The following is a 24,198-nucleotide window of genomic DNA, read 5'->3' on the forward strand; positions in this document are numbered from 1 at the left end:
ATCCTCTTCAACCCCAACACCATCAACCCCGCCCCCCCCCCCATCGCCAGCAAAAACAACGGATACGACACCCACCAAGGCGTCCCCGCCGTCATCATGCTGAACTCCGACATCCCGCCCACACTGGCAATCAGGTTAAGCGGCAAAAACACCACGTTGATCAACGTCAACTTGCGCAACAGATTATTCATACTGTTGTTCATCAAATTCCCACGCGCATCAATCAACCCGGAGAACACATTCGAGTAGATCTCCGCCTGCTTGTAGCACTGATGATTCTCAATGATCAGATCATCAATCAGCCCCAGAATCTCAGGACTGAAATGCTCCTTCTCGCCATGATTACGCAACCGCGACAACACCGCGCCATTGCTGTGCAGCGCATTGATGTAATAGATCAAACTCTCACTGAGGCTGAACATCTGCATCAAGTGATGATTACTCATTGAAGCGTTGAACTGCTGCTGCAACTCCCGCGCAACCAGCTTGATCACCTTCAAATGGCCCAGATAGTGGTGGATGTTGTTGAGCAACAGGTCGAGCAACACATCCAGCGGCGTATGCAGTGGCCGGCGTGCGCCGAGCCCCGACAGCGGGGTTTCATCCGTGGCAATTACCAGCAAACGGCCCGGCGAAAACAACAGGCCGCAGGACGACACCTCAAACACCAGGTTGCCACCGCCGGAATAATTCTCCGGGCGCTTCCAGATCAGGAACAAGTAGTCGGGGTGAAACTCGATCCGTGAGACTTCATCCGGGTCGAGCGCCGAGGCCAAGGCGTGTTCGTCGAGTTTATGGTGCTCATGCAGCCACGCGCGTTCAGGCAAGTCCGGGTTGTTGAACAACATGACTGGCGCATCGTCACGCTCCCCACGGCACAGCTTTCCATCGGCCAATTCAAAACGCTGGATCATCGCGCGTCACCACACCTGACCTTGGCGCTTCAACTCCAGGCGCCTCACGAACTCCTCCAGTACCAGGGCATACAAGTCATCCTGCAAATAGGCGTCTTCAATGCCGGCGTCCATGTTCGGGTTGTCGTTGACTTCAATCACCACCACCTTGTCGCCGGATTGCTTGAGGTCCACGCCGTAGAGGCCGTCGCCGATCAGGTTGGCGGTCTTCACGGCGAGTTCCACCACGGCCTTGGGCGCTTCGTGGACCGCCAGGGTGCGGCACTCGCCGTTGATGTCCTGGCCGATGGCCTTGTGGTTATAGATCTGCCAATGGCCTTTGGACATGAAGTACTGGCAGGCAAAGATCGGCTTGCGGTTGAGTACGCCAATGCGCCAGTCGTACTCGGTGTAGAAAAATTCCTGGGCCAACAACAGCACCGAATGCTCGAACAGCTCGGCGGTGGCCTTGAGCAGCGCTTCCTGGCTTTCAACCTTGATCACGCCCCGGGAGAAACAGCCGTCGGGGATCTTCAGTACCAGCGGGAAGCCCAGCCGCTCGCCAACCCGTTCGAAATCTTCCGGTCGCTCCTTGTAGAGAATTTCGGTGGCGGGCATGCCCAGTTGATGGCTGTTGAGCAGGTCGGTGAGGTAGACCTTATTGGTGCAGCGCAGGATCGACGCCGGGTCGTCCATCACCACCAGGCCTTCGCTTTCGGCTTTCTTGGCAAACCGGTAGGTGTGGTTGTCGACGCTGGTGGTCTCGCGGATCAGCAAGGCGTCGTACTCGGCGAGGCGTGAGTAATCCTTGCGTTCGATCAGCTCCACATCGATGCCCAAGCCCTTGCCGACCCGTACAAAATTTTCCAGGGCCTTGGCATTGGAGGGCGGCAATTGTTCCTGCGGGTCGTGAAGAATCGCCAGGTCATAGCGGGCCAACCGGCGTGAGCGTGGCTGGCGCCAGATCTTGCGGCTGAAGTTGTCGAGGGCGTGGGCGAACTGGTCTTCCTGGTCGTCGCGCAACTTGTGCAACACGCCGGACTTGACCCCTTCGATGTGCCAACCGTTATTCTTGCGAAACTCAACTAACAATATCGGGCACGGAAAGGTTTCAAACAACTGACGGGCCAACTCCTGCAACGGCTCTATATTCGTCCGACCAAAATAAAGTGTCAGGGTAAAACTTTCGGTATTGCTGTAAAGATGATGACTCAAGGCTTTATCGAGGGTTTTATCCAGATCATCAAGGGACAGACCGTACAGCGATTTTTTCGTCAGTTCGCTGATGGTGCGCACCGACGGAATCACCTTGTGCCCCCGCGCCTCCGCCAACAGCGAGCAGTAATAACCGTGCCCCAGGTACTTGTAGCTGCGGCACAGGTTGATCACCTGCACGCGCTTGCCCGTCTCGCTTTCGCGTGTTTGCTCGAGGTATTCCTGGGCGGTGACAATGTCTTCGCTGGGAAAGTAGGAGGCCCAATCTTCCTTGCGTTCGACAATAATCACGACTTGACTTGAACCTCTGGGAAGCGCAGAAAAATAACCGCTGGAAGTTATTGTCGCCGCGACTGTTTGCTCGGATACTTCACGCCAATGACCTTGTACCGCCGACATAATATTTGATCCGCTTTAGAGAACTCGACCTTTTCTATTAAGCACGATCTTTTAGAGAAGTCCCGTTTCGTTACGCAACTTTTACGGCGGTCATATGGCTCTTTCCTTTCGCGTTGCAACCCCCACGGATGTGCCCGAACTGGTGGCACTGGAACAGCACTGTTTCACCACCGACCGGCTCTCGCCGCGCAGCTTTCAATGGATGGTCAGCCGCGCCCACGGCCAGTTGCTGGTGGCGGAAAAACACGGGCAATTGCTCGGTTACGCCTTGGTGCTGTTTCATCGCGGCACCTCGCTGGCGCGCCTGTACTCCATCGCCATCGCCGAACAGGCGCGCGGCCTGGGCTTGGGCAAGCAATTGCTGGCACACACCGAGGCCTGCGCCGTCGAGCACGATTGCGCCTACCTGCGCCTGGAGGTGCGCACCGACAACCCCGGCGCCCTCGCCCTGTATGAACGCAATGGCTACCGGCGCTTTGCGCTGATCAACGACTACTACGAAGACCACACCGCCGCCCTGCGCCTGGAAAAACGCATCGTCCAGCATCAGGACGCGCGCCCGCAAAGCGTGCCCTATTACCAGCAGACCACCGACTTCACCTGCGGCGCGGCCTGCCTGCTGATGGCCATGGGCGCGCTGGTGCCCGACCGCGTGGCGCAACGACGCGAAGAACTGCAGATCTGGCGCGAAGCGACCACCGTGTTCATGACCGCAGGCCATGGCGGTTGCAGCCCGCAAGGCCTGGCATTGGCGGCCTGGCGCCGGGGCTTTCGCGTGCTCATGCAGGTGAATGTGCGCGGGCCGTTGTTTCTGGATGGCGTGCGCGATGCACATAAAAAAGAGGTGATGCGCGTGGTGCACGAGGCGTTCGAGGAGGACCTGGCCACCAGCGACGTCGAGCAGGCCCTTGGCGGCGCACTGGACTTACCCCAGGTGCTGCGTGACGGCGGGCAGCCACTGGTGTTGATCAGCAGCTACCGCCTGACCCGCTCCAAATCGCCGCACTGGGTGATGGTCACCGATTGCGACGACGACTTCGTCTACCTGCACGACCCGGACGTGGACCACAGCCAGCACCGTCAGCCCCTGGACTGCCAGCACCTGCCGGTCAGCCACGGGGAGTTCGAACGAATGTGCCGGTTTGGCAACAACAAACTGCGGGCGGCAGTCGTCGTCTTCACCCGGTAAAGGCTCAGGCGACTTGCTTGATCCCGGCCTTGGCCTCCAGCTCGCGCACCAGCGGCAGCACGCGCTGGCCGAAGTACTCGACTTCTTCCTGAAAGTGCAGGAAGCCGGCCAGTATCAGGTCCACGCCCACCGCCTTGAGCGCGACGATGCGCTCGGCAATCTGTTGCGGGGTGCCGATCAGGTTTGTCTTGAAGCCATCGTTGTATTGCACCAGGTCCTCAAAGCTGGACTTGGCCCAGTTGCCCTCGCCTTCCGGTGACGACTTGCCCGCCTGTTTGGCCGCGTCGCCAAATGCGTTTACGGCCTGCGGGTCGGCCTTGTCGATGATTTCTGCGAGTACGGCACGCGCTTCTTCCTCGGTGTCGCGGGCGATCACAAAGGCGTTCACGCCGACTTTGACCGAATGGTTATTCGCGGCGGCCTTGGCGCGAATGTCATCGACCTGGGCCTTGATGCCTTCCGGGGTGTTGCCGTTGGTGAAGTACCAGTCCGACACGCGTGCGGCCATGTCCCGCGCCGCCCTTGAGCTGCCACCCTGGAACACTTCCGGCTGCCCCAGCGGCTTGGGCTTGAGGGTGTAGTTGTTGAAGCGATAGAAATCGCCCTTGAAGGTGAAGTCGTCCTGGGTCCAGATGCCTTTCAGCGCGCGGATGAACTCTTCGGAGCGGCGATAGCGCTCATCGTGTTCCAGCCAGTGTTCGCCAATCGCCTGGAATTCGCCCTTGAACCAGCCACTGACGATGTTCACCGCGATACGCCCATTGGTCAGCTGATCGATAGTCGCCAGTTGCTTGGCCGCCAGTGCCGGTTGCCAGGGGCCGGGCAGGATCGCCGCGATCACTTTGAGCGTGGTGGTGGCTGCGAGCAGCGCATGGCTGAACGCCACGGATTCGTGCTGGTTTTCCGCACCGTAACCGGCGGTGAAGCGAATTTGCGTAAGGCCGTATTCAAAGCCGGCGGCTTCGGCCAATTGCGCCAGTTTGCGGTTGTAGTCGATCCCCCAGTCGGTGCGCTGTTCGATCTTGCTGACCACCAGCCCACCGCTGACGTTGGGCACCCAATAGGCAAATTTCACGGCTTGCTGACTCATCTGGCAGTACCTCGCACAAAGGGATGTGCAAGGGCATGGAGCAGCAAGCGTGCCAGCCACGGGCAAAGGCCCGAGGCGCAAGCGCTGCGGCTTAAAATCAGGCCGTGCAGCACTTGCCTGTGAATGTCGTGGATCGCGCCGGTTTGTCGATCCACTGTTGCTGGAGCAACAGCAAACCACGGCGCTGCAACGCAAATACAGGCCGCAAGGCCCGGCACGGACTGTGCAATAACTCGAGGACTTGAACACTGCCAAGGAGCCGTTCCCCATGACCGAGCAACACGTGATCAACCCGCTGTCCACCGGCGTCGATTACCCCACCCTGGCCGCGCGTTTCCGGCCGATCTTCCAGCGCATCGCCGAGGGTGCCGTGGAACGCGAACACACCCGCGCCCTGCCCTATGAGCCCATTCAATGGCTCAAACAAGCCGGTTTTGGCGCGGTACGCGTGCCGGTGGAATACGGCGGTGGCGGCGCTTCATTGCCGCAGCTGTTTGAACTGCTGATCGAACTGGCGGCTGCCGACTCCAATGTGCCCCAGGCCCTGCGCGGTCACTTTGCCTTTGCCGAGGATCGTCTGAACGCCGCGCCAGGTGCCGGGCGCGACCTGTGGTTCAAGCGCTTCGTGGACGGCGATATCGTCGGTTGCGCCTGGACTGAAATCGGCAATGTGGCGATTGGCGACGTGGTCACACAGGTCAGCCCTGACGGCGACAACTGGAAACTCAACGGCGAAAAGTTCTACAGCACCGGCAGCCTGTTCTCGGACTGGATCGACGTGTACGCCCAACGCAGCGACACCGGCGGCGACGTGATCGCCGCCACCCGCACGCGCCAGGCTGGCGTGGTGCAAAGCGATGACTGGGACGGTTTTGGCCAGCGCACCACGGGCAGCGGGACCACACGGTTTACGGATGCGGTGGTCGAAGCGCAAAACCTGATCGATTTTGCCACCCGCTTCAAATACCAGACGGCGTTCTACCAGTTGGTGTTGCTGGCGAGCCTGGCCGGGATAGGCCGCGCCGCGCTGAACGACGTGGCGCATCAAGTGCGCAGCCGCAAGCGCATCTACAGCCATGGCAATGCGGCACATGTCAGCCAGGACTCACAGATTCAGCAGGTGGTCGGTGAAGTCGCCGCCCTGGTGTACGCCGCCGAGGCCAGTGCGTTGAAAGCCGCAGTGCCTGCGCAACGGGCGTATCTGGCGCGGTTTGGCGGGGACGAGGCGCTGGAGCGTGAGGCCAATGTGGCCGCCGAGATTGAGTCGGCAACGGCGCAGGTGGTGGTCTCGGAGTTGATTCAACGCGCAACCACGCAGTTGTTTAACGCGCTGGGCGCGTCCGATGTGCGCCAGGGCAAGGCCCTCGACCGGCATTGGCGCAATGCGCGGACGGTGTCGTCGCACAACCCGGTGATCTACAAGGCGCGGATTGTGGGGGATTGGGTGGTCAACGGGACCGAGCCGCCGTTTGTGTGGCAGATCGGGAATGGCCCGGCCAGGACCTGAGGTCAACACAGTCAACTTGTGGGAGCTGGCTTGCCAGCTCCCACATTTGGACCGCGTGTACTTTAGAACGCGAGCTTGTAACCAATAGTCATCAACATGATCGCCAGGCACGGGCGCAACACAGCGTCCGGTACCTTGCCGGTCATGTGGCTGCCGAGGTAAATCCCCGGCAACGACCCCATCAGCAAGAAGCCAAGCAAGTGCCAGTCCATATTGCCCATGCTCGCATGGCCCAGGCCCGCCACCAGCGTCAGCGGCACGGCATGCGCAATCTCGGTGCCGACCAGGCGCCGCGTGGCCAGGAATGGATAGAGGATAAACAACGCCACAGTGCCCAATGCCCCCGCACCGATTGACGTCAACGCGACCATGGTGCCGAGAATGGCACCCGTCACCACCGTCAGTGCATTCAGGTTGCGCGGGCTCATGTGGTAGTCATCGCCCGCATGGCGCTGGGCGAAGGCCAACAGGCTTTTCTTGAACAGGATGGCCAGGGCGGTCAGCAGCAACACCACGCCGAGGGCCTGTTTGATCACCGCGTTCATTGCCGTGGGGTCGGTGTGCAGGCTCGCGAGGAACCACAGGGTTAGCAACACCGCGGGCACGCTGCCCAGGGTCAGCCAGCCGGTGATGGTCCAGTCGATGTTCTTGTTTTTGCTGTGTACCAGCACGCCACCGGACTTGGTGATGGCCGCGTACAACAGGTCGGTGCCCACGGCGGTCGCCGGGTTGATGCCAAACCAGAGCAGGATCGGTGTCATCAACGACCCGCCGCCTACCCCGGTCATGCCCACGATAAAACCAACGATCAGGCCGGCAACCACGAAACCAAAATTACCCACATCCATTACAGCTACCTGCGGCCATATAAATTTCTGGCCGCAGGATAGCGATTTTTCTTATAACGACTTATATCAATATGATCTGACTTTATGCCTTTTAGCTCAATCGCTGACAGACATAGGCCTGGGTCTGATACGGGAACGCAACGGTGTCACGCCCCTTCAAGTCGGGATGGGTATCGATCAATGCCTGTAACTGCGCCGTGACCGTGGCTTTTTCATCGGCGGGCAGCGCTGCAATAAAGCTGACCGAGAGAAAGCGATCCATGATCACTTCCTGAGGACTGCCCACATGCTGATAGGGAAAACAGGTCATTTCAGGTGGGGAAAACAGCTCGCCCGTGAAGGCGTCGCGCCAACGGCCTGTATGAAAACGCGGCGTGTCGCCCTCATACGGCGTGATGATTTCAGTAATCGCCGCGACCCAATCCACCGACTCGTCACGCACATTCCACACCAGCCCCAAACGGCCATCAGACTTGAGTACACGGTGAATTTCCGCCAAGGCAGCCTCGGTGGAAAACCAGTGGAACGCTTGCGCGCAAACCAGCGCATCGGCGCTGGCGGCCTCCAGCGGGATGGATTCGGCGGTGCCGTTCAGCAGGCGCACATCCGGCAGCAGTTTTCTCAACTGCGCGCCCATCGCCGCCACCGGCTCGACGGCAATCAGTGTCGGTGCCAGGGTGCTGAGCATGCGGGTGAATTTGCCGGTGCCGGCGCCGAGGTCAATCACGGTGGAGTGCGCATCGATGTGCAGCGTTTCGGCGAGCCAGCCGGTCAGTTGTCGCGGGTAGTCAGGCCGGCCCTGGGCGTAGGTGACAGCCTGGGTAGAGAAACCTTGTTGAGCAGACGTGTGGACACCAGTCATTGCCAATCGCTCCTCGGGTAGTGCGGGGCGCACAGTGTGCGCCCTCTTGAGTTTATTTTCTAACCCGTGCATCCAATCGTGCGCGTGGTGGGTAGTCCTTTCAGTCACCCCGCTGTTTTACTGAAATGGAGAAACACCCATGAACGCTAAAGCACTGCTCTGCCTGACCGCGCTGTTGGCCACCCCCGCCGTTTTCGCCCAGACCGGCTTGCCCGACAACATCAAGGTGCCGGACGGCCACAAGGTGGCGCTGGAGACCACCGGTGTCGGCGAAATCACCTACGAGTGCAAGGACAAAGCCAACGCCGCAGGCCAGACCGAATGGACCTTCGTCGGCCCCAAGGCAGTGTTGAATGACCGCAGCGGCAAACAGGTTGGCACCTACTTCGGCCCGCCGGCCACCTGGCAAGCAGAGGATGGTTCGAAAATCACCGGCACCCAACTGGCTGTAGCGCCGTCGAGTGCGGGCAACCTGCCCTATCAACTGGTCAAAGCCAACCCGGCTGAAGGCAAAGGCGCCATGAGTGGCGTGAGTTACATTCAGCGCGTCGCGCTCAAAGGCGGCGTGGCGCCAAGCAGCGCATGCACCGCGGCCAACAAAGGCGCGCAGGAAGTGGTGAAGTACCAGGCGGACTACATCTTCTGGGCGGCCAACTGAGTAAAGTCGGCTACGCTGCCTGTGGCGAGCGCGCTCGCCACAGGGTTCAGCCACCAAGGGATGCCGTGTTTGTTTGATTATGAAGCTTGTCTCTCGGCCTGCGCCCGTGGCGATAGCCGCGCCCTGCGCCAACTGTACACACAGGACAGCAGCCATTTGCTCGGCGTGGCGCTGCGCATCGTCCGCGACAAAGCGCTGGCCGAAGATGTGGTGCATGACGCGTTCATCAAAATCTGGCGCGGCGCCGGCAGTTTCGACCCCGAGCGTGGTTCGGCGCGTGGCTGGGTGTTCAGCATCACCCGGCACCTGGCGCTGAACGCCGTGCGCAATCAGTACCGCGAGGTGGCGCTGGGGGATGAACACGAACAGGTCGCCGCACCGGGCGTCACCTTTGAATTCAGCGCACGTGAAGGCCGGATTTATCACTGCCTGGAACAGCTCGACCCCACCCGTCGCACGTGCATTCTTCACGCCTATGTCGACGGCTATTCCCACAGCGAAATCGCACAGAAACTGGACACGCCCCTGGGGACCGTCAAAGCCTGGATCAAACGCAGCCTCGCCGCGCTGCGGGAGTGCATGGCATGAACAGCCCACTGGATGAACTCGCCAGCGAATACGTGCTCGGCACCCTGCCCGTTGATCAACGCGCCGACGTGGAACACCGCCTGAAACACGACCCCGAATTGCGCGCGGCCGTGGACGCCTGGGAACAGCGTCTGTTGCCATTGACCGCACTCGCCGAGCCGGTGCCACCGTCTGCGCTGCTCTGGCGGCGCATCGAGCGCAGTGTGGCGAGCCCCGACAGCGGCGTGGCGTGGTGGAACCTGCTGGCGCTGTGGCGTGGGTTGGCCGGCGCAGGGCTGGTGACCACCCTGGTGCTGGCGGCGTTGCTGCTGACCCGCCCACCCGTTGCTGAGCCAAGCTTTGTGGTGGTGTTGGTGGCGCCACAGAGCCAGGCCCCCGGCTGGGTCATCCAGGCCAGCAATGATCAGCAGATCCAGCTGATTCCCTTGGGCGTGATGGAGGTACCCAGCGACAAGGCCCTGCAGTTCTGGACCAAGGGCGATGGCTGGCAAGGCCCGGTATCACTGGGGTTGGTCAAGCCGGGGCAAACGCTGTCGGTGCCGCTGGACGCGCTGCCGCCGCTCACGCAAAACCAACTGTTCGAACTGACCCTGGAAGACCCGCGCGGCTCGCCGACCGGCAAGCCTACCGGGCCGATCCAGGCCATCGGCCGTGCGGTGAAGGTGCTCTGATCAATCGACGCTGGGCAGCCACAGGCGAAACCGTGCGCCGCCCAGCGGTGAGGCAAGCGCGATCAAACTGCCGCCCTGGGCCTCCATCGCGCGTCGGCTGATCGCCAGCCCAAGACCAAAACCACCGGTGGCACGGTCGCGGCTGCGGTCCAGGCGGTAGAACGGCTCGAAAATGCGCTCACGCTGGTCCACCGGAATGCCGATACCGTCATCGTCCACCCAGATCTGACAGCCCTTGGCGCAGACTTCAACCCCCACTTGAATGCGTTTGTCGCAGTAACGCGTGGCATTGCGCAGCAGGTTCTGCAAGGCGCGGGCGGTCAGGCGCGGGTCGAGGCTGAAGCGTTCGACGCTGCAGTCGAGTGCCACGTCGATAACGATTTCCGGGTTTTCCAACTCGTCATCGACGCTGCCCAGCACGCTGTCGATAAATTCGTCGAGCACCACCTCGACCCGCTCCGGCAATTGCGCCGGGTTTTGCAGGCGGCTGTAGGACAGCAGTTCCAGCACCAATTCATCCAGCTCGCGAATGTGCGCCACCAGGCTTTGCAGACGCTCGCGACTGGCTGGCGGCAAATCTTCGGAAAGCGCCAGCGCCAGGCCGAAATCCAGACGGGTCAGCGGCGTGCGCAGTTCGTGGGACACCGCATTGAGCAAATCGCGCTGCTGATTGAGCAGCTGTTCGACGTCATCGGCCATGGTATCGAACACCGACGCCAGGCTGCCGATGTTGGAGCTGGCAGGAATCTGCGTGCGCTCGCTCAAGTTGCCCCGGCCCAACTGCGCGGCGGTGCTTTTCAGGCGTTCCAGGTCACGCCAGTGCGGGCGCAGCCAGATCAGCAGGCAGGCGAGCAGCGCGGCGACGATCAGTACGTTGATCGCCCAATACAGCACGTTCATGTCCATGGGGTCGGGCGGCAGCGTCAGCTTGACCACAAACTGCTCGTTGATCGGCGAGCTGATTTCTTCCATCCAGCCCCATTCGCCGAGGCGCACCACCGACTTGCCCTGCTCCAGCAGCTTTTCTTCGGCGGGCGTGTAGCTGGCGTCCTGGCGCAACAGCAATTGCACCTTCAAGGGTGCAAAGTCACGCCCCAATTGCTGGGTAACCTGCGACCAGTGCTCCACCGGCGCGCGCAGGTATTGCGTGACGATCAGCTTTTGCTGGCCGCGCGTCTGCTCGATGTTGTAGTCCATGTAACGGTGTTCGAACACCAGGATCACCAGCTTGGGAATCAGGTAGATCGCCGCGCTGTAGGTGACGATGGTGATCAGATAAAGGCGTAGCAGCACACGAAACATGGTTCAGCATTCCCACTCGGAACGGCTGAACAGGTAGCCCTTGCCCCACACCGTCTTGATCTTGCGCGCCTCCCCAGCGTGGTCGTCGAACTTGCGGCGCAATTTGGAGATGGCCACGTCCACCGAGCGGTCGGTGCCGTTGAACTCGATGCCGCGCAGGCGTTGCAGGATCTGGTCGCGGCTGAGCACTTCACCGGCATGCCGGGCCAATACCACCAGCAGGTTGTACTCACCGCTGGACAACTCCACCGCCTGCTCGCGCCAGGTCACGGTGCGTTCCGACAGGTCGATGCACAGGTTGCCCATGATGATCTGGTCATTCGCCACCTGAGGTTCGGACAGGCTGCTGCGGCGCAACAAGGTGCGTACGCGAGCCAGCAACACGCGCGGCTCGCAAGGCTTGGTCACATAATCGTCGGCGCCCATTTCCAGGCCGAGCACCTGATCGTGGCTGTCGTCGCGGGCGGTGAGCATCAGAATCGGCAGGCCCGCCGAGTCGGCGCGCAACAGGCGGCACACTTGCAGGCCGTCGAGGCCGGGCAGCATCAGGTCGAGGATCACCAGGTCCGGCGGGTTGAGGCGCGCACGTTCGCGCACATGGTCGCCACGGCTGAGCACGCTGACGTGGTAGCCATTGCGCTCCAGGTAGCTGGCAATCAGCTCGGAGAGTGCGGCGTCGTCTTCCACCAGGAGGATGTTGGGCATGGTGTTTCCAGATAATACGGTTTGTCGGTGTGTTGCAGGATTGTGCAAGGATATACGCCCTCGGCGCCCAGCGCGCCGCACCTTACATTTCTTCACAGACGAGCTACACAGCTTCACAGCACCACGGCGCAGGTGACTTTAGGATGCGCCAGTCAATATTGGGATATGAGCATGTCGAAGAATCTGTTTGCGCCGTTTTGCCTGCTGGCCTTGGCGTTTGCCCTGAGCGCCTGCGACAAGTCGGCAGCGAAAGCGCCGGAAACGCCCCTGACCAAGGTCCGCACCGAAACCCTGCAAGCCAAGCCCCTGGCCATCACCAGCGAGTTGAGCGGGCGTATCGCCGCGCCGCGCATCGCCGAAGTGCGTGCACGGGTCGCCGGCGTGGTGATGCAGCGGGTATTCAAGGAGGGTCACGACGTCAAACAGGGCGACGTGCTGTTTCGCATCGACCCGGCACCGTTCAAGGCCGACCTCGACAGCGCCCAGGCCAACCTGAGCAAGGCTGAGGCCAACGCGTTCCAGGCGCGCCTGCAGGAGCAGCGCTACAGCCAGTTGGTGGAAGGCAACGCCATCAGTGGCCAGGACTACGACAACGCCCGCGCCAACCTGCGCCAGACCAACGCCGAGGTGGCGGCCAACAAAGCTGCCGTTGAACGCGCCAAACTGAACCTGGGCTACGCCACCGTGACCGCGCCGATTTCCGGGCGCATCGGCCGCGCGCTGGTCACCGAGGGCGCGCTGGTCGGCCAGAACGAAGCCACGCCGCTGGCGATCATCCAGCAGCTCGATCCGATCCACGCCGACCTCACCCAGTCCATCCGCGAGCTGAACGACCTGCGCCGCGCCTTCCGCGCCGGCAGCTTGAAGCAGGTCGGCCAGGACCAGGCCAAAGCCACGTTGATCCAGGACGACGGCAGCCTGTACCCGCTGCCGGGCAAGTTGCTGTTCTCCGACATCAGCGTTGACCCGGGCACCGGGCAAATCATCCTGCGCAGCGAGTTTCCCAACCCGGACCTCGACCTGCTGCCCGGCAGTTTTGTACGGGTGCGCCTGGAGCAAGCGGTCGACAAACAAGGCCTGAGCGTGCCGCAACGCGCCATCACCCGCGACAGCGCCGGTATTCCAATGGTGTTGCTGCTGGACGCCGAGCAGACCGTGAGCCAGCAACCGGTGGAGTTGGGCGCGGTGATCGAGGACCGCTGGATCGTCAGCAGTGGCCTCAAGCCCGGCGACCGCATTGTGGTCGAAGGCCTGCAACACGCGCGCCCCGGTGAAAAAGTCGAGGTGGACGACAGCCCAGCCTCGGGCCAGCCAGTCAAGGAATAACCCGCCATGCCGCAGTTCTTTATTGACCGCCCGATCTTTGCCTGGGTGGTGGCCCTGTTTATCCTGCTGGCCGGCGCGCTTGCGATTCCGCAGTTGCCGGTGGCGCAGTACCCCAACGTCGCGCCGCCAAAGGTGGAGATTTACGCGGTGTACCCGGGCGCCTCGGCCCAGACCCTGGATGAAAGCGTGGTCAGCCTGATCGAGCAAGAGCTCAACGGCGCCGATCACCTGCTGTATTTCGAGTCTCAGAGCAGCCTCGGTTCGGCCACCATCACCGCAACGTTCCAGCCGGGCACCGACCCGGAAATGGCCCAGGTGGATGTGCAGAACCGTCTTAAAGCGGTGGAGCCGCGCCTGCCGCAAGCCGTGACCCAGCAAGGTTTGCAGGTGGAGAAAGTCTCCGCCGGCTTCCTGCTGCTGGTCACCCTGACTTCCAGCGACGGCAAGCTCGATGACGTGGCGCTCAGCGATTACCTGGCGCGCAACGTGATGAACGAACTCAAACGCCTGGACGGTGTGGGCAAGGCCCAGCTGTATGGCGCCGAGCGCGCCATGCGGATCTGGATCGACCCGCAAAAACTGATCGGTTTCAACCTCACGCCCGCCGATGTGAACGCTGCGATCAGCGCGCAGAACGCCCAGGTGTCGGCGGGCAGCATTGGTGATCTGCCGGGGACCAAGACCCAGGAAATCACCGCCGCGATTCTGGTCAAAGGCCAGCTGTCGACCCCGGCGGAATTCACCGACATCGTGCTCAAGGCCAACCCTGACGGCTCCACCGTGCGCGTCGGTGACGTGGCGCGGGTGGAAATCGGCAGCCAGGAATACCAGTTCTCCACGCGCCTGAACGGCAAGCCGTCCACCGCAGTCAGTGTGCAGTTGTCGCCGGGGGCCAACGCGCTGAAAACCGCGACCCTGGTGCGGGCGAAGATGGACGAGCTGTCGCGCTACTTCCCGGCCAATGTGGAATACAAGATTCCGTACGACACTTCGCCGTTTGTCAAAGTCTCGATCACCAAGGTGGTCTACACCTTGCTGGAAGCCATGGCGCTGGTGTTTGCGGTGATGTTCCTGTTCCTGCAGAACGTGCGCTACACCCTGATCCCGACATTGGTGGTGCCGGTGGCCCTGATGGGCACCTTTGCCACCATGTTGCTGCTGGGCTTTTCGATCAACGTGCTGACCATGTTCGGCATGGTGCTGGCGATCGGCATTCTGGTGGACGACGCGATTGTGGTGGTGGAGAACGTCGAGCGCATCATGGCCACCGAGGGTCTGTCGCCCAGGGACGCCACGCGCAAGGCCATGGGCCAGATCACCGGGGCCATCGTCGGCATTACGCTGGTGCTGGTGGCGGTGTTTCTGCCGATGGCGTTCATGCCGGGTTCGGTGGGGGTGATCTACCAGCAATTCTCGCTATCGATGGCCACCTCAATCCTGTTCTCGGCCTTCCTCGCCCTGACCTTGACCCCGGCCCTGTGCGCGACCTTGCTCAAGCCGATCGCCAAGGGCGAGTACCATGCCAAGGGTGGTTTTTTCGGCTGGTTCAATAAACGCTTTGATCAGTTAACCAATCGCTATGAAGGCTGGGTCGCCTATGCGCTCAAGCGCAGCGGGCGCTACCTGCTGATCTATCTGGTGTTGCTGGTGGGTCTGGGCTGGATGTTCAGCCGCCTGCCCTCCTCCTTCCTGCCGGTGGAAGACCAGGGTTACACCATCACCGACATCCAGCTGCCACCGGGCGCGAGCAAGAACCGTACGGTGCAGGTGGCCGAGCAGATCGAGGCGCACAACGCCGGGGAACCCGGGGTGGGCGACACCACCATGATCATGGGCTTCAGTTTCTCCGGCTCGGGGCAGAATGCCGCGCTGGCGTTTACCACGTTGAAGGACTGGTCCGAACGCAGCAGTAAAGATTCGGCATCCGCCATTGCCGACCGCGCCAACGCAGCCTTCAGCGAGCTTAAGGACGCGATTGCCTACGCAATTCTACCGCCGCCGGTGGACGGCCTTGGTACCTCCAGCGGTTTCGAGTTCCGCTTGCAGGACCGTGGCGGCGTCGGCCACGCGGCCCTAATGGCGGCGCGCAGCGAGTTGCTGGCGAACGCCGAGAAGAGCCCGATCCTGGCCAACGTGCGCGAAAGCGCCCTGGCCGAGGCACCGCAAGTGCAGCTGGAAGTGGACCGCAAACAGGCCAACGCCTTGGGCGTGTCGTTTGCCGACGTCGGCAATGTGCTGTCTTCGGCGATTGGTTCGGCCTACGTCAATGACTTCCCCAACCAGGGCCGCATGCAGCGGGTGGTGGTGCAGGCCGAAGGCGACAGGCGCAGCCAGGTCGAAGATTTGCTGAAAATAAACGTGCGCAACGACGCCGGGAAGATGGTGCCCTTGTCGGCGTTTGTCGAGGCCAAATGGACCCAGGGCCCGGCGCAGTTGACGCGTTACAACGGCTACCCCGCCATCGCCATCAGCGGCGAAGCGGCGCCGGGGCACAGCACGGGCGAGGCGATGGAGGAAATCCAGCGCCTGGTCAGCCAGTTGCCGGCGGGCCTGGGCCAGGAATGGACAGGGTTGTCGTTGCAGGAACGCTTGTCCGGCTCCCAGGCGCCGTTGCTGCTGGGGCTGTCGCTGCTGATCGTGTTCCTGTGCCTGGCCGCGTTGTATGAAAGCTGGTCGATCCCGACCTCGGTCTTGCTGGTGGTGCCGCTGGGTGTACTGGGCGCCGTATTGGCGGTGAGCTTGCGCGGCATGCCCAACGATGTGTTCTTCAAGGTGGGCCTGATCACCATCATCGGTTTGTCGGCGAAGAACGCGATCCTGATCATCGAGTTCGCCAAGGACCTGTATGAACAGGGTGAGGACCTGATCGACGCCACCTTGAAAGCCGCACGTTTGCGCTTGCGGCCGATCATCATGACGTCGCTGGCGTTCATTCTCGGCGTGGTACCGCTGGCGATCGCCACGGGCGCCAGCTCGGCGAGCCAGCAGGCAATTGGTACCGGCGTGATTGGCGGCATGATCACCGCCACGCTGGCGGTGGTGTTTGTGCCGGTGTTCTTTGTGGTGGTCATGAAACTGGTGCGTAAAAAGCGCTGAGGCCTGAGCTGAACGGGCCTGTTGTGGCAAACGGGCTATTGTGGCAAACGGTCTTCCTGTGGCGAGCGGGCTTGCCCCGCGTTGGGCTGCGAAGCAGCCCCAGTAAGGCTGGCGTCATAGTGTCAGGCGAAACTCGGTGGCTGTAATGGGGGCTGCTTCGCAGCCCAACGCGGGGCAAGCCCGCTCGCCACAACAGCCCGCTCGCCACAGAAAGCTGCAGGCCACAACAGCCCGCTCGCCACAGGAGGCTCTTCAGTCACGGATGCGCTATGGTGTTCACAACCTCCCCTGCTGTGAGCACCTATGGCCTTCCTCGCCCGCACCCACCCTCGCCTGTCCGCTGCTGCCATTCTGGGCGTTGCCGTGGGCATCCTGGCACCGGCAGACACACTTCTGAGCAAAATCCTCATCGGCTGGAATGCCGGGGTCTGGACTTATCTGCTGCTGATACTGTGGCTGGCCAGCCGCTCACACGCCGACGATGTCAAACGCATCGCCGAAGTCGAGGACGAAAACGCCGGGCTGGTGTTGTTCATGGTGTGCATTGCGGCAATAGCGAGCCTGGCCACCATCACGCTGAACCTGGTGGGCAGCAAAGACCTGGACAGCACGGCGCGCCTCCTGCATTACGGGTTTACCGGGCTGACCGTCGTGGGTTCGTGGTTGCTGATCGGGGTGATTTTCAGCGTGCATTACGCGCGCATTTTTTACACCTGGGACAGCGATGAGCCCGCGCTGCGCTTTGCCGAAGGCCTGCGGACCCCCAACTATTGGGACTTTCTCTACTTCTCCTTCACGATCAGCGTGGCGGTGCAAACCGCCGATGTGGGGGTTGCCACGCGAGGCATGCGCAAAATAGTGCTGGGGCAATCGCTGATCGGTTTTCTGTTCAACACCGCGATTCTGGGTTTCTCGATCAATATCGCTGCCGGGCTGTTCAGCTAAATGCAAAAAGCCCCGGTCTTGCGACCAGGGCTGTTTTTTTACACACGTTTGCTGCGGTTAGAACGCGTAACGCACACCCACATTGGCACCGAACTTCTGGTCGATCTTGTCACTGGCACTGGTTTCCAGGTCAGCGTGCATTTGCAGGTTCTGCGTGAACTTCACCGCCACACCGGCGCCGAACTTGGTGCGAGAGCCCGACAAATCGTTGTTGAAGGTCTGGTTGTTGACCGACACCTTATTGTCGTTGGCAAACTCATGCACCATGGCCGCGCGCAGGTACGGCTGCACGATGGTGCCGCTGTCGAGCTGGATATCACGCCCAACGCTGGCGCCCGCCTCGGCGACCCTTGAACGGGTGCGTTCACCCTCAACTTGCAGCCCGTTTTTCAGGCTGTAATTGCCGCCTTGCACCACGATGGTCGACAGGCGGGCATAAGGTTCTACATACCAGCCATCATCGAGCTTGATGTTGCGACCGAACTCGGCCGACACACTGCCGCCCACGTTGTTGTAATTACCCTTGGTCGTGGTGTTGTCGCTGAGCGTTGCCTTGGCCTCGTTCTGGAAACGGTTGGCCTTGGCCACCGCATCGAAGTAGAAGCCGCTTTCCTGATCCATCCATGTGGCATAAGCGCCCACAAAGTAACTCTTGACCGTACCCGACGAGCCGCGCGCCAGGCTGAGGTCAGAGGTGCTGTGACCGGCCATCACGCCCACCAGCCATTGGCTGTCTGCCAACGGCATGTCGGCCCCGATCGAAAAACCGTGCTGATTCTGCTTATACGCGGTACCCGCACTTTCAGACACTTCGTATTTATTGCCGAAACCACGGATCCAGAGGCCGGCGACGCCCGGTTCGAAACGCAGCTCGCCCATGCGCGCGCGCAGTGAGGCTTCTTCGCCGTACATAATCGTCGGTGCGGTGTTGAACACAGCCATGGCCACGCGGGTGCTGCGGCTGGCGACGCGTTTTTCAGTATCGAGGAACCAGTCAGTCCCTTCTTTTTTCAGGTCGTAGGCATAGGCGCCCATGTCGACCGGGCCGCCCAGCAGGGAAAACGCGGCATCACCACCACCCGTGTGCACGACCTGGGTCTTGACCACTTCAGCACCGCTGGCGGCCAGCGCCAGGTTGTGATTACCCGTCGCTTCGCCGGTGACATTGATGAAGTCGGTCTTGCCTTGGGCGAAATCGGTGCCCATGACAAAGGTGCCGTCACCGGACAGCGTGTTGACGTTCAGTTGATAGAACGCGTTAGCGGCGCCCATCGTGACGGTACCGCCGGCCATGTTCAGTGCGCCGACCTGGCTGTCGCCCGTCATGTTCCAGCTGGACGCGTTACCCACGCTCAAACTGGAAACGTTCTGCAACTGGCCGGTGAGTTCGGCCTTGTTCTGCAGGTTCAGGTGGGCGGTGCTGGTGCCGTCGACCACCACGTTACCGAACAGGCGGCTGTCGTCCACGTTCATGCTTGCCGAGGCACCACCGGTGACGCTCAACAGGTTGCCGTTGCCGCCCTTCAATGTGGAACCGTTGACCACATCAATGGCCGCTACGGGCGCGCGACCCGGCGTACCTCTGACCGTCAGGGCCGAACCGCTGAGGCCTTCTACGTGAGTACGATCCAGGACGAGTTTGGGGTCAGTGCTGTCCAGACGACCGCGAGTGATCAGTACCCCACTGGTAGCGCCCGTGACAGTACTTTGGCTGGCCGTTGCCGTAGCACCGATCAAGGACAAACCAAAACTGCCCGCGCCGGTACCCTGGACAACGCTGTTATTGAAGTGCAGCTCGCTGCCGCTGGTCGCTTCGGCACCGCCTATGGCACCACTGATCGTGCTACCGGTCACCTGTGCAGACGAGCCGCTCGCCGGCCCGAGGCCCCTGAACGCCTGTAACCCTACGCCGTTGCTGTTGGTGACCGTGCTGTTGTTGATAAAGGCATTGCTGCTTTCAAGACGCACAGCGCCAAAAAGAGGGTTGCTCGACGAAACCTGTGCGGAGTTGAGGTTGACTGTGGAGCCGGCTGTCGCCCGAATATCATTGGCCAGGCTGCCGCTGTTCATGTTCAGCGTCGAGGATGCCAGGTCAATGGTTGTGGCTGCTGCGCCGTTCATGTTCAGGGTGGACAGATCGAATAATTGCCAGTCTCGCACCGGGGTACTCGAGCCAATGGTGCGTTCTTGACCGCTCAACTGATCCGCCTGCACATGCCCCTGTACGGCAACGAGCAAGCAGAATGTAATGGTAGGGACCTTCATCATCGCGCTCAAAGGCTTGAGCTCGAACGTGTTCAGTGCCGACATCGTCAATCACTCTCTGGGTTTGGCCTGGGAAAACGGTTCAGCTCATTCCTGGCGGAGGGAGCCTTACCTTTGAGGCGCAGAGAGTAGGGATTAAACGGGGCGCGCTATGTAGGACAAATCCTTAAAATAAACGCAAAAAATAGACACACATGCAGCCATTCAGAAGCCCCTCCCCTCGGTTAGAGGGAAGGGGGAGCCTGCCGGTGTATACGGCTCTGATGCTTTAGATCGGATCCCTGTTGCAGTACACAGTGAACAGGATGGTGCGCAGGCGACTGGTCGCGCTGCCTTCCCCGACCTTGCCGTCGGCCAGGGTGGTTCGGCTGGTCACATCCACAGCCCCGATCGGGACTTGCTTGAGATGGGAGAATGGAATCAAGAACGTAGTGCCGGACGCTTTTATCGAGTCGTCGATTCGCACCTGTAACGTCAGCGTATTTGAAAACGTCGCTGGTGCGGGCAAACGAGGGCTGTAAACACGTACGTCCAGGAACAGCGTCTGGCCCACCACAAAGTTTGCGTTCCCGGGCACAAAAACCCTGCCCTCATAGGTCTGAGGACCAGTTGCCGGCTGAGTGATAAACGAGTCACAGATCAACTGCGCGCTTATTTGTTGCGGGAATTGAGGCGCAGGCAGAGGCGACGTTACCGCGCCATTGACCGTCACGTCCGTATCGGTTGAGGTGTTGACGTTGTCGGTGGGCAAAGGCGTTGCTGATGCGGCAATAAAGTAGTGAACTTTATGGGGGCCGTTACCCGCTGTTTCCCAATTTGGCCAGGTAACCGGAACGTTGATAATCGCGCCTGCTATTTGCGTGCTGATGTCAAACCCTGGAGTGACGGTAACGCCGTCTATCACGACAAAAACGTGCTGCCCTACTTCTGGCGTAACGGTCGTCGGCAATGTGATTCTGGCATTTGTCAGTTGGTTGGCATCGCTTCGTTCCAGTGTATTCGGCACTGTAGAAACGGCACCGATGATGTCCAGCTTGTTCAAGTTGATGTTTGGGCTGCCCGGTTCCCCAGGGTTGGGCAGACCAGGCACGCTGAAGTCGACTTGGATCGTGTTGGTCGGAGAAGGGGTAATTTGACCGTTACTCTCAACGTCATAGCGGATAACGACCGATTGAGGACCGGTTTGATTGCCGTACGCAGCTACGAGGGCCGCGTTTATCGCAGCTTTAATCGCAGGAACCTGTTGACTGAAAATGAGCGGACTCGTGGTAAGCGGCAGCCTGATAGGACCCTGTGAGCCAATATACAGAGCGATGGTGTCCACATTCAGCTGCGCGTTCACGTAGTCTGGAATGTGGATATCAACACCTGTTTGGTAGTCAGTATTGTTGATCAGGGTATCGCCAGCACCCTGCGCCAGAGGAAGCTCAGGACGCAGAGGAATAGGAGCCGCTACCAACGATAGGTTTATGGTAAGTGGGAAAGACTCCGCGCTTTGGTTATCCGACAAGTCATTCAGGAAATAAGTAAGAACGATCTGGCCGTTAAGCGTGCCCAAATCAGTTGCCGAGTAGGTAACCGTGTCACCCGCCTGCGGGAAAAGCCGATGCGGAATGCTGGGCGCCAACTCTGATTTAACGGGTGGCGTTGTTTGTTGGGCAAACACCTGGCTCGTATCGCCGGGTGCCCACTGGCCGCTACGAATTCCGTAGGCATTGGGCGGAATTCTGAATCTCAGGCCACCATTGGCAACAATCTGCGCCAGCGTAGTGACCCCCGTCACTGGCCAAGGGTTGTCCCACACCAGCGCAGGAGGCCGATCTTTGCCGCTCAGGCGTTGATAGGGAGAGTACCAGTCAACACTCAGAGGTCCCGGAAATGATTGTTCGCTTTGGTCCGAGGGCCTGTCTGGCTGGATGCCCGTCGGATCGAAAATATTTTCATACAGAATGAACGTGTACTCACTCGTGCCATGCGGGAACGCCCCCGTATTCGGGTCTGCCCCAATGAACAGTGTCGCTATATTGCTTTGAGTGGGGTTGGTGGACAAAAGAGGCCCGACTTTTACAGGCACGCCCAAACTCACCCAGTTGGTATTCGGATTAGTATTTCGTGAAAAAAACTCAATCCAGGCGTCGGGATCTTCAAAGCCAGGCTGAGGGGCAACAGTGCTGTCAAGGTTAATACCAAAGTTTGCCGTATTATTACTAATAAGGCCTTGAGTATTGACGCGCTCTCTCACCTGAGGTGCCGGAAGCGTAGGTGGAACAATGCCGGGTACTGCCTTTACTGAAATAGGGGTGCTCATTTCATATTCTCCATGATCACTCGATCGTTGTGCCGGATACATAAAAACGTGCAAAGTGCATCAATACATTCACTTTTGATTTGCTGTCATACCACGCTTCTCGCCCACCAACAAAACTGTCAATGAGTAAAGAACTTGATTAAACCAACACTGTAAGAGTGCTGGCACCAGGCATTCAATTTGGCGCTTCCTTTAAGCTTCTCCAGGACCAATACCGCTTGGCCCGCAAAAATTACCCGACCCGGGATACTTTCGATCCAACTGTGCATAACCAGGAATAGACTCCGCGACCACACTGCCATTGTGTATGACTTGGTACGTCACCATCACGCCGGAGAAGTTATTCAACGGCCGAATCAGAATATTATAATCTGTCACCACGAAATTCTGGGTGGGAGCGCCTTGCCATGCAAAGTTGAATTCTCTAAACACCCCTGGAAGTAGATTACGGTCCGGGTAGTTTTTATACCCTTGCCACTTCATTTTAATCGTGGCGCCAACAGGGGGAATATAAGGTCTGGGATCGAACAACAAATTAATACCCTTCCACAGTTCCGGCCTTGTCGCGCAGGTGTACATCCTGTTGGGGTGTTGCGCTGTATCTACAAAAATGACCCGAGGTATCCTGGCGGGCGGAACAAGATTGACGATTAACGTCCGATCAGGTGATTGGTGCTGGTTCACGCCATTATCGATCACATAATGCGCGCTCGTACTGGGCGTCGTGCCGCCGCCCATAAAAGCCAGCCAAGTAATCGGAGAATCAAAATCTACAACCGTTCCTTCAGCATCACCCAGTTTCACCCTATAGGTGGTTACCACGCTTGGCCCGCTGGACAAGATGAGTGACACCACTTCACCGACTTTGGGGTTTTTATGCAACTTGAATGACGCACGCAGGTTTTTATTGACATCGGTGCTGTCTATCTCATTAGCCTTGTTGGACACCGCGCCAAAAATATCGACCAACCCGAACAGTTCATTAACCAAGGCCGGTGCCTTCGGGTTTTCAATGCCGGGGGCGATTTGATTCTCATTGATCAACGTTGAGGGCGAGGTGATACCGGAGGATATAGGGTCGTTCTCGCGAAACACGGTGTAGGTCACAGGCACGTTATCGAGCCTGACGCTGTCGGCACCGTTAAAAATCAACACGAGCCAGCTGACATCCACTCGAAAAGGAACCGACGGGACAGTAAAGACGGGCGACGTATACTTACCCCAGTGGTAAACACACTGGTCCCGGGGTTTGTAGTTGGTGTAATTGATCGTTAAAAATACACCTTCCCGAGCTGCAGCCCGATGAATAAGCCCATATTTGGTTTGGGCCGGTATATCAGGCGCTAACAGGCCGGTGGGCCGATCGGCGAGCACGTTGACTTTACCGACCAGAGAAAATTGATGGGAGGTATTTAATGATTCATCCATTACCTTATAAAACAGGTAGAGAACCGGCGAAGCAGACAATCTGGAAATCTCTGCGACCGGCACGTTTACAATCATTTCTCCGACATCCGAAGCAAATGTTTGCGTATGTATCGGCACGCCCGTCGGCAGCGTATTGCTGGAACTTGCCCAAAATAAAACCGTGTCCCCCTTATCACGCCCCCAATAATCACCCAGCACTCTAAAATCTATCGTCGAGCGGGTAGCCAAGTCCAAACTTGTAATAGGATCAAGCACAGACTCAGGCGCACTCAGATCGCCGTTTGCACCCGGCGCAAGGGTGTCAAACTTTAACCTTGTAGAAAGTGAATATTCATAACTCTGACTATCAGGAAAATCAGGATGAACCTCGTATGACAAATTGACCATTTCATTTTTTTGAAGAAAGTGAGGCGGTATGACGACCGGTTTGGTGATATCGACGGGGCCCTCAAGCTCAATTGGCGGTAATTTGTAGGGGGCGGCCCCGTCAGGTGCCCAGACAAATACAATAAAGTCAGAACTGCCTAAACCTGCCGAATTACTCCAAAGTTTGGTGATAAAAACATTCAACCCCTTGGCTATTAGAGGCGCCGGAACAACTCCACTGGCGGGCACGCCTTCGACCACAGGTGCATCCAGAGTTGCGGGAAACGATGCGGTCAGACTGGCTGGCGTCGAGGCATTAATCGTTGTCATGTTTTGGGTACCCGCTGAAGTAGTGTGCCCGCGATTTCAATAGTAAGGTCGCGCGTCTAAAGAGCGTTTGTAAGAGTGAGCCCTGGTATTGATTGAATCCCCAATGTCGCTATCCGGATACTGTCAGAACTAACAGGTAGGGCTGCCATTCGTCGGAACCCAGCCCCGCCAACCGCGCTTGGCGACGAAAACACGCTTGACGCGCCA

General features: G+C 59.6%; 18 protein-coding genes. 8 read left to right on the top strand and 10 right to left on the bottom strand.

Annotated elements, in window-relative coordinates; genetic code table 11:
- Together BFW87_RS28000 and BFW87_RS28005 are read right to left on the bottom strand one after the other, a co-directional pair.
- Nucleotides 1-914 (bottom strand): magnesium transporter CorA family protein (locus BFW87_RS28000; RefSeq protein ID WP_078742956.1); only part of this gene is annotated, 914 nt, incomplete at its 3' end.
- Between the two features lie 6 nt (nucleotides 915-920).
- Nucleotides 921-2,507 (bottom strand): RimK family protein, encoded by a 1,587-nt coding sequence (locus tag BFW87_RS28005; protein ID WP_078742957.1) that lies wholly within the window; start codon nucleotides 2,505-2,507, stop codon nucleotides 921-923.
- A gap of 94 nt (nucleotides 2,508-2,601) precedes the next feature.
- Between BFW87_RS28005 and BFW87_RS28010 the strand changes: the two genes are divergently transcribed.
- Complete coding sequence (locus BFW87_RS28010) at nucleotides 2,602-3,696, top strand: peptidase C39 family protein (protein ID WP_078742958.1); 1,095 nt, start codon at nucleotides 2,602-2,604, stop codon at nucleotides 3,694-3,696.
- A 4-nt stretch (nucleotides 3,697-3,700) separates the two neighbouring features.
- Here BFW87_RS28010 and sfnG read toward each other — a convergent pair whose 3' ends face one another.
- Entirely contained in the window at nucleotides 3,701-4,786 is a 1,086-nt protein-coding gene (gene sfnG / locus BFW87_RS28015) for a dimethylsulfone monooxygenase SfnG (protein WP_078742959.1), read from the bottom strand.
- A 268-nt stretch (nucleotides 4,787-5,054) separates the two neighbouring features.
- Between sfnG and BFW87_RS28020 the strand changes: the two genes are divergently transcribed.
- Entirely contained in the window at nucleotides 5,055-6,293 is a 1,239-nt protein-coding gene (locus tag BFW87_RS28020) for an acyl-CoA dehydrogenase family protein (RefSeq protein ID WP_078742960.1), read from the top strand.
- Between the two features lie 62 nt (nucleotides 6,294-6,355).
- On the opposite strand, the gene BFW87_RS28025 is transcribed toward BFW87_RS28020, so the two are convergent.
- Both BFW87_RS28025 and BFW87_RS28030 read right to left on the bottom strand, forming a co-directional pair.
- Nucleotides 6,356-7,141 carry a sulfite exporter TauE/SafE family protein gene (locus BFW87_RS28025; protein WP_078742961.1) on the bottom strand — a complete coding sequence of 262 codons (786 nt, stop codon included), beginning with the start codon at nucleotides 7,139-7,141 and terminating at the stop codon, nucleotides 6,356-6,358.
- Nucleotides 7,142-7,232: 91 nt separating this feature from the next.
- Nucleotides 7,233-8,003: a class I SAM-dependent methyltransferase gene (locus BFW87_RS28030; protein WP_078742962.1), complete on the bottom strand. Its 771-nt coding sequence runs from the start codon at nucleotides 8,001-8,003 to the stop codon at nucleotides 7,233-7,235.
- A 139-nt stretch (nucleotides 8,004-8,142) separates the two neighbouring features.
- Here BFW87_RS28030 and BFW87_RS28035 point away from each other — a divergent pair, with 139 nt between their 5' ends.
- Genes BFW87_RS28035 through BFW87_RS28045 form a run of 3 tightly spaced genes read left to right on the top strand, consistent with a single transcriptional unit; the run spans nucleotide 8,143 to nucleotide 9,920 of the window.
- On the top strand, nucleotides 8,143-8,661 hold the full coding sequence (locus BFW87_RS28035) for a DUF3455 domain-containing protein (protein WP_078742963.1): 519 nt from the start codon (nucleotides 8,143-8,145) through the stop codon (nucleotides 8,659-8,661).
- A 60-nt stretch (nucleotides 8,662-8,721) separates the two neighbouring features.
- Nucleotides 8,722-9,249, top strand: a complete 528-nt coding sequence (locus BFW87_RS28040) for a sigma-70 family RNA polymerase sigma factor (protein ID WP_078742964.1) — start codon at nucleotides 8,722-8,724, stop codon at nucleotides 9,247-9,249.
- Nucleotides 9,246-9,920 carry an anti-sigma factor gene (locus tag BFW87_RS28045; RefSeq protein ID WP_078742965.1) on the top strand — a complete coding sequence of 225 codons (675 nt, stop codon included), beginning with the start codon at nucleotides 9,246-9,248 and terminating at the stop codon, nucleotides 9,918-9,920. Before BFW87_RS28040 ends, BFW87_RS28045 begins: the two co-directional genes overlap by 4 nt.
- On the opposite strand, the gene BFW87_RS28050 is transcribed toward BFW87_RS28045, so the two are convergent.
- Both BFW87_RS28050 and BFW87_RS28055 read right to left on the bottom strand, forming a co-directional pair.
- Nucleotides 9,921-11,222, bottom strand: a complete 1,302-nt coding sequence (locus tag BFW87_RS28050) for an ATP-binding protein (RefSeq protein WP_078742966.1) — start codon at nucleotides 11,220-11,222, stop codon at nucleotides 9,921-9,923.
- 3 nt (nucleotides 11,223-11,225) lie between these two features.
- Nucleotides 11,226-11,927, bottom strand: a complete 702-nt coding sequence (locus BFW87_RS28055; RefSeq protein WP_078742967.1) for a response regulator transcription factor — start codon at nucleotides 11,925-11,927, stop codon at nucleotides 11,226-11,228.
- Between the two features lie 171 nt (nucleotides 11,928-12,098).
- Here BFW87_RS28055 and BFW87_RS28060 point away from each other — a divergent pair, with 171 nt between their 5' ends.
- The 3 genes from BFW87_RS28060 (at nucleotide 12,099) to BFW87_RS28070 (ending at nucleotide 17,294) form a co-directional block, all read left to right on the top strand.
- Nucleotides 12,099-13,253: an efflux RND transporter periplasmic adaptor subunit gene (locus BFW87_RS28060; RefSeq protein ID WP_078743011.1), complete on the top strand. Its 1,155-nt coding sequence runs from the start codon at nucleotides 12,099-12,101 to the stop codon at nucleotides 13,251-13,253.
- Nucleotides 13,254-13,259: 6 nt separating this feature from the next.
- Nucleotides 13,260-16,349 (top strand): efflux RND transporter permease subunit, encoded by a 3,090-nt coding sequence (locus BFW87_RS28065; RefSeq protein ID WP_078742968.1) that lies wholly within the window; start codon nucleotides 13,260-13,262, stop codon nucleotides 16,347-16,349.
- Nucleotides 16,350-16,652: 303 nt separating this feature from the next.
- A complete protein-coding gene (locus BFW87_RS28070; RefSeq protein ID WP_078742969.1) occupies nucleotides 16,653-17,294 on the top strand; it encodes a DUF1345 domain-containing protein in 642 nt (213 codons plus the stop codon).
- A gap of 57 nt (nucleotides 17,295-17,351) precedes the next feature.
- Here the strand turns inward: BFW87_RS28070 and BFW87_RS28075 are convergent, their stop codons facing one another.
- From BFW87_RS28075 to BFW87_RS28085, 3 genes are all read right to left on the bottom strand, one after another.
- The gene (locus BFW87_RS28075; RefSeq protein ID WP_078742970.1) at nucleotides 17,352-19,604 is read right to left on the bottom strand and encodes an autotransporter outer membrane beta-barrel domain-containing protein; all 2,253 of its coding nucleotides are present in this window, start codon (nucleotides 19,602-19,604) and stop codon (nucleotides 17,352-17,354) included.
- Nucleotides 19,605-19,827: 223 nt separating this feature from the next.
- Nucleotides 19,828-21,867: a hypothetical protein gene (locus tag BFW87_RS28080; protein ID WP_078742971.1), complete on the bottom strand. Its 2,040-nt coding sequence runs from the start codon at nucleotides 21,865-21,867 to the stop codon at nucleotides 19,828-19,830.
- Between the two features lie 192 nt (nucleotides 21,868-22,059).
- Nucleotides 22,060-23,991, bottom strand: coding sequence for a hypothetical protein (locus tag BFW87_RS28085; protein WP_139372517.1), 1,932 nt, complete (start codon nucleotides 23,989-23,991; stop codon nucleotides 22,060-22,062).
- Nucleotides 23,992-24,198 lie beyond the last annotated feature (207 nt).

Origin of the sequence: Pseudomonas fluorescens (assembly GCF_002022275.1) — a bacterium.
GTDB lineage: Bacteria > Pseudomonadota > Gammaproteobacteria > Pseudomonadales > Pseudomonadaceae > Aquipseudomonas > Aquipseudomonas fluorescens_AJ.

Coding starts and splice junctions, on each gene's coding strand:
- BFW87_RS28005 (WP_078742957.1), bottom strand. CDS start 2,507: ATGTCGGCGGTACAAGGTCATTGGCGTGAAGTATCCGAGCAAACAGTC.
- BFW87_RS28010 (WP_078742958.1), top strand. CDS start 2,602: ATGGCTCTTTCCTTTCGCGTTGCAACCCCCACGGATGTGCCCGAACTG.
- sfnG (WP_078742959.1), bottom strand. CDS start 4,786: ATGAGTCAGCAAGCCGTGAAATTTGCCTATTGGGTGCCCAACGTCAGC.
- BFW87_RS28020 (WP_078742960.1), top strand. CDS start 5,055: ATGACCGAGCAACACGTGATCAACCCGCTGTCCACCGGCGTCGATTAC.
- BFW87_RS28025 (WP_078742961.1), bottom strand. CDS start 7,141: ATGGATGTGGGTAATTTTGGTTTCGTGGTTGCCGGCCTGATCGTTGGT.
- BFW87_RS28030 (WP_078742962.1), bottom strand. CDS start 8,003: ATGACTGGTGTCCACACGTCTGCTCAACAAGGTTTCTCTACCCAGGCT.
- BFW87_RS28035 (WP_078742963.1), top strand. CDS start 8,143: ATGAACGCTAAAGCACTGCTCTGCCTGACCGCGCTGTTGGCCACCCCC.
- BFW87_RS28040 (WP_078742964.1), top strand. CDS start 8,722: ATGCCGTGTTTGTTTGATTATGAAGCTTGTCTCTCGGCCTGCGCCCGT.
- BFW87_RS28045 (WP_078742965.1), top strand. CDS start 9,246: ATGAACAGCCCACTGGATGAACTCGCCAGCGAATACGTGCTCGGCACC.
- BFW87_RS28050 (WP_078742966.1), bottom strand. CDS start 11,222: ATGTTTCGTGTGCTGCTACGCCTTTATCTGATCACCATCGTCACCTAC.
- BFW87_RS28055 (WP_078742967.1), bottom strand. CDS start 11,927: ATGCCCAACATCCTCCTGGTGGAAGACGACGCCGCACTCTCCGAGCTG.
- BFW87_RS28060 (WP_078743011.1), top strand. CDS start 12,099: ATGTCGAAGAATCTGTTTGCGCCGTTTTGCCTGCTGGCCTTGGCGTTT.
- BFW87_RS28065 (WP_078742968.1), top strand. CDS start 13,260: ATGCCGCAGTTCTTTATTGACCGCCCGATCTTTGCCTGGGTGGTGGCC.
- BFW87_RS28070 (WP_078742969.1), top strand. CDS start 16,653: ATGGCCTTCCTCGCCCGCACCCACCCTCGCCTGTCCGCTGCTGCCATT.
- BFW87_RS28075 (WP_078742970.1), bottom strand. CDS start 19,604: ATGTCGGCACTGAACACGTTCGAGCTCAAGCCTTTGAGCGCGATGATG.
- BFW87_RS28080 (WP_078742971.1), bottom strand. CDS start 21,867: ATGAGCACCCCTATTTCAGTAAAGGCAGTACCCGGCATTGTTCCACCT.
- BFW87_RS28085 (WP_139372517.1), bottom strand. CDS start 23,991: ATGACAACGATTAATGCCTCGACGCCAGCCAGTCTGACCGCATCGTTT.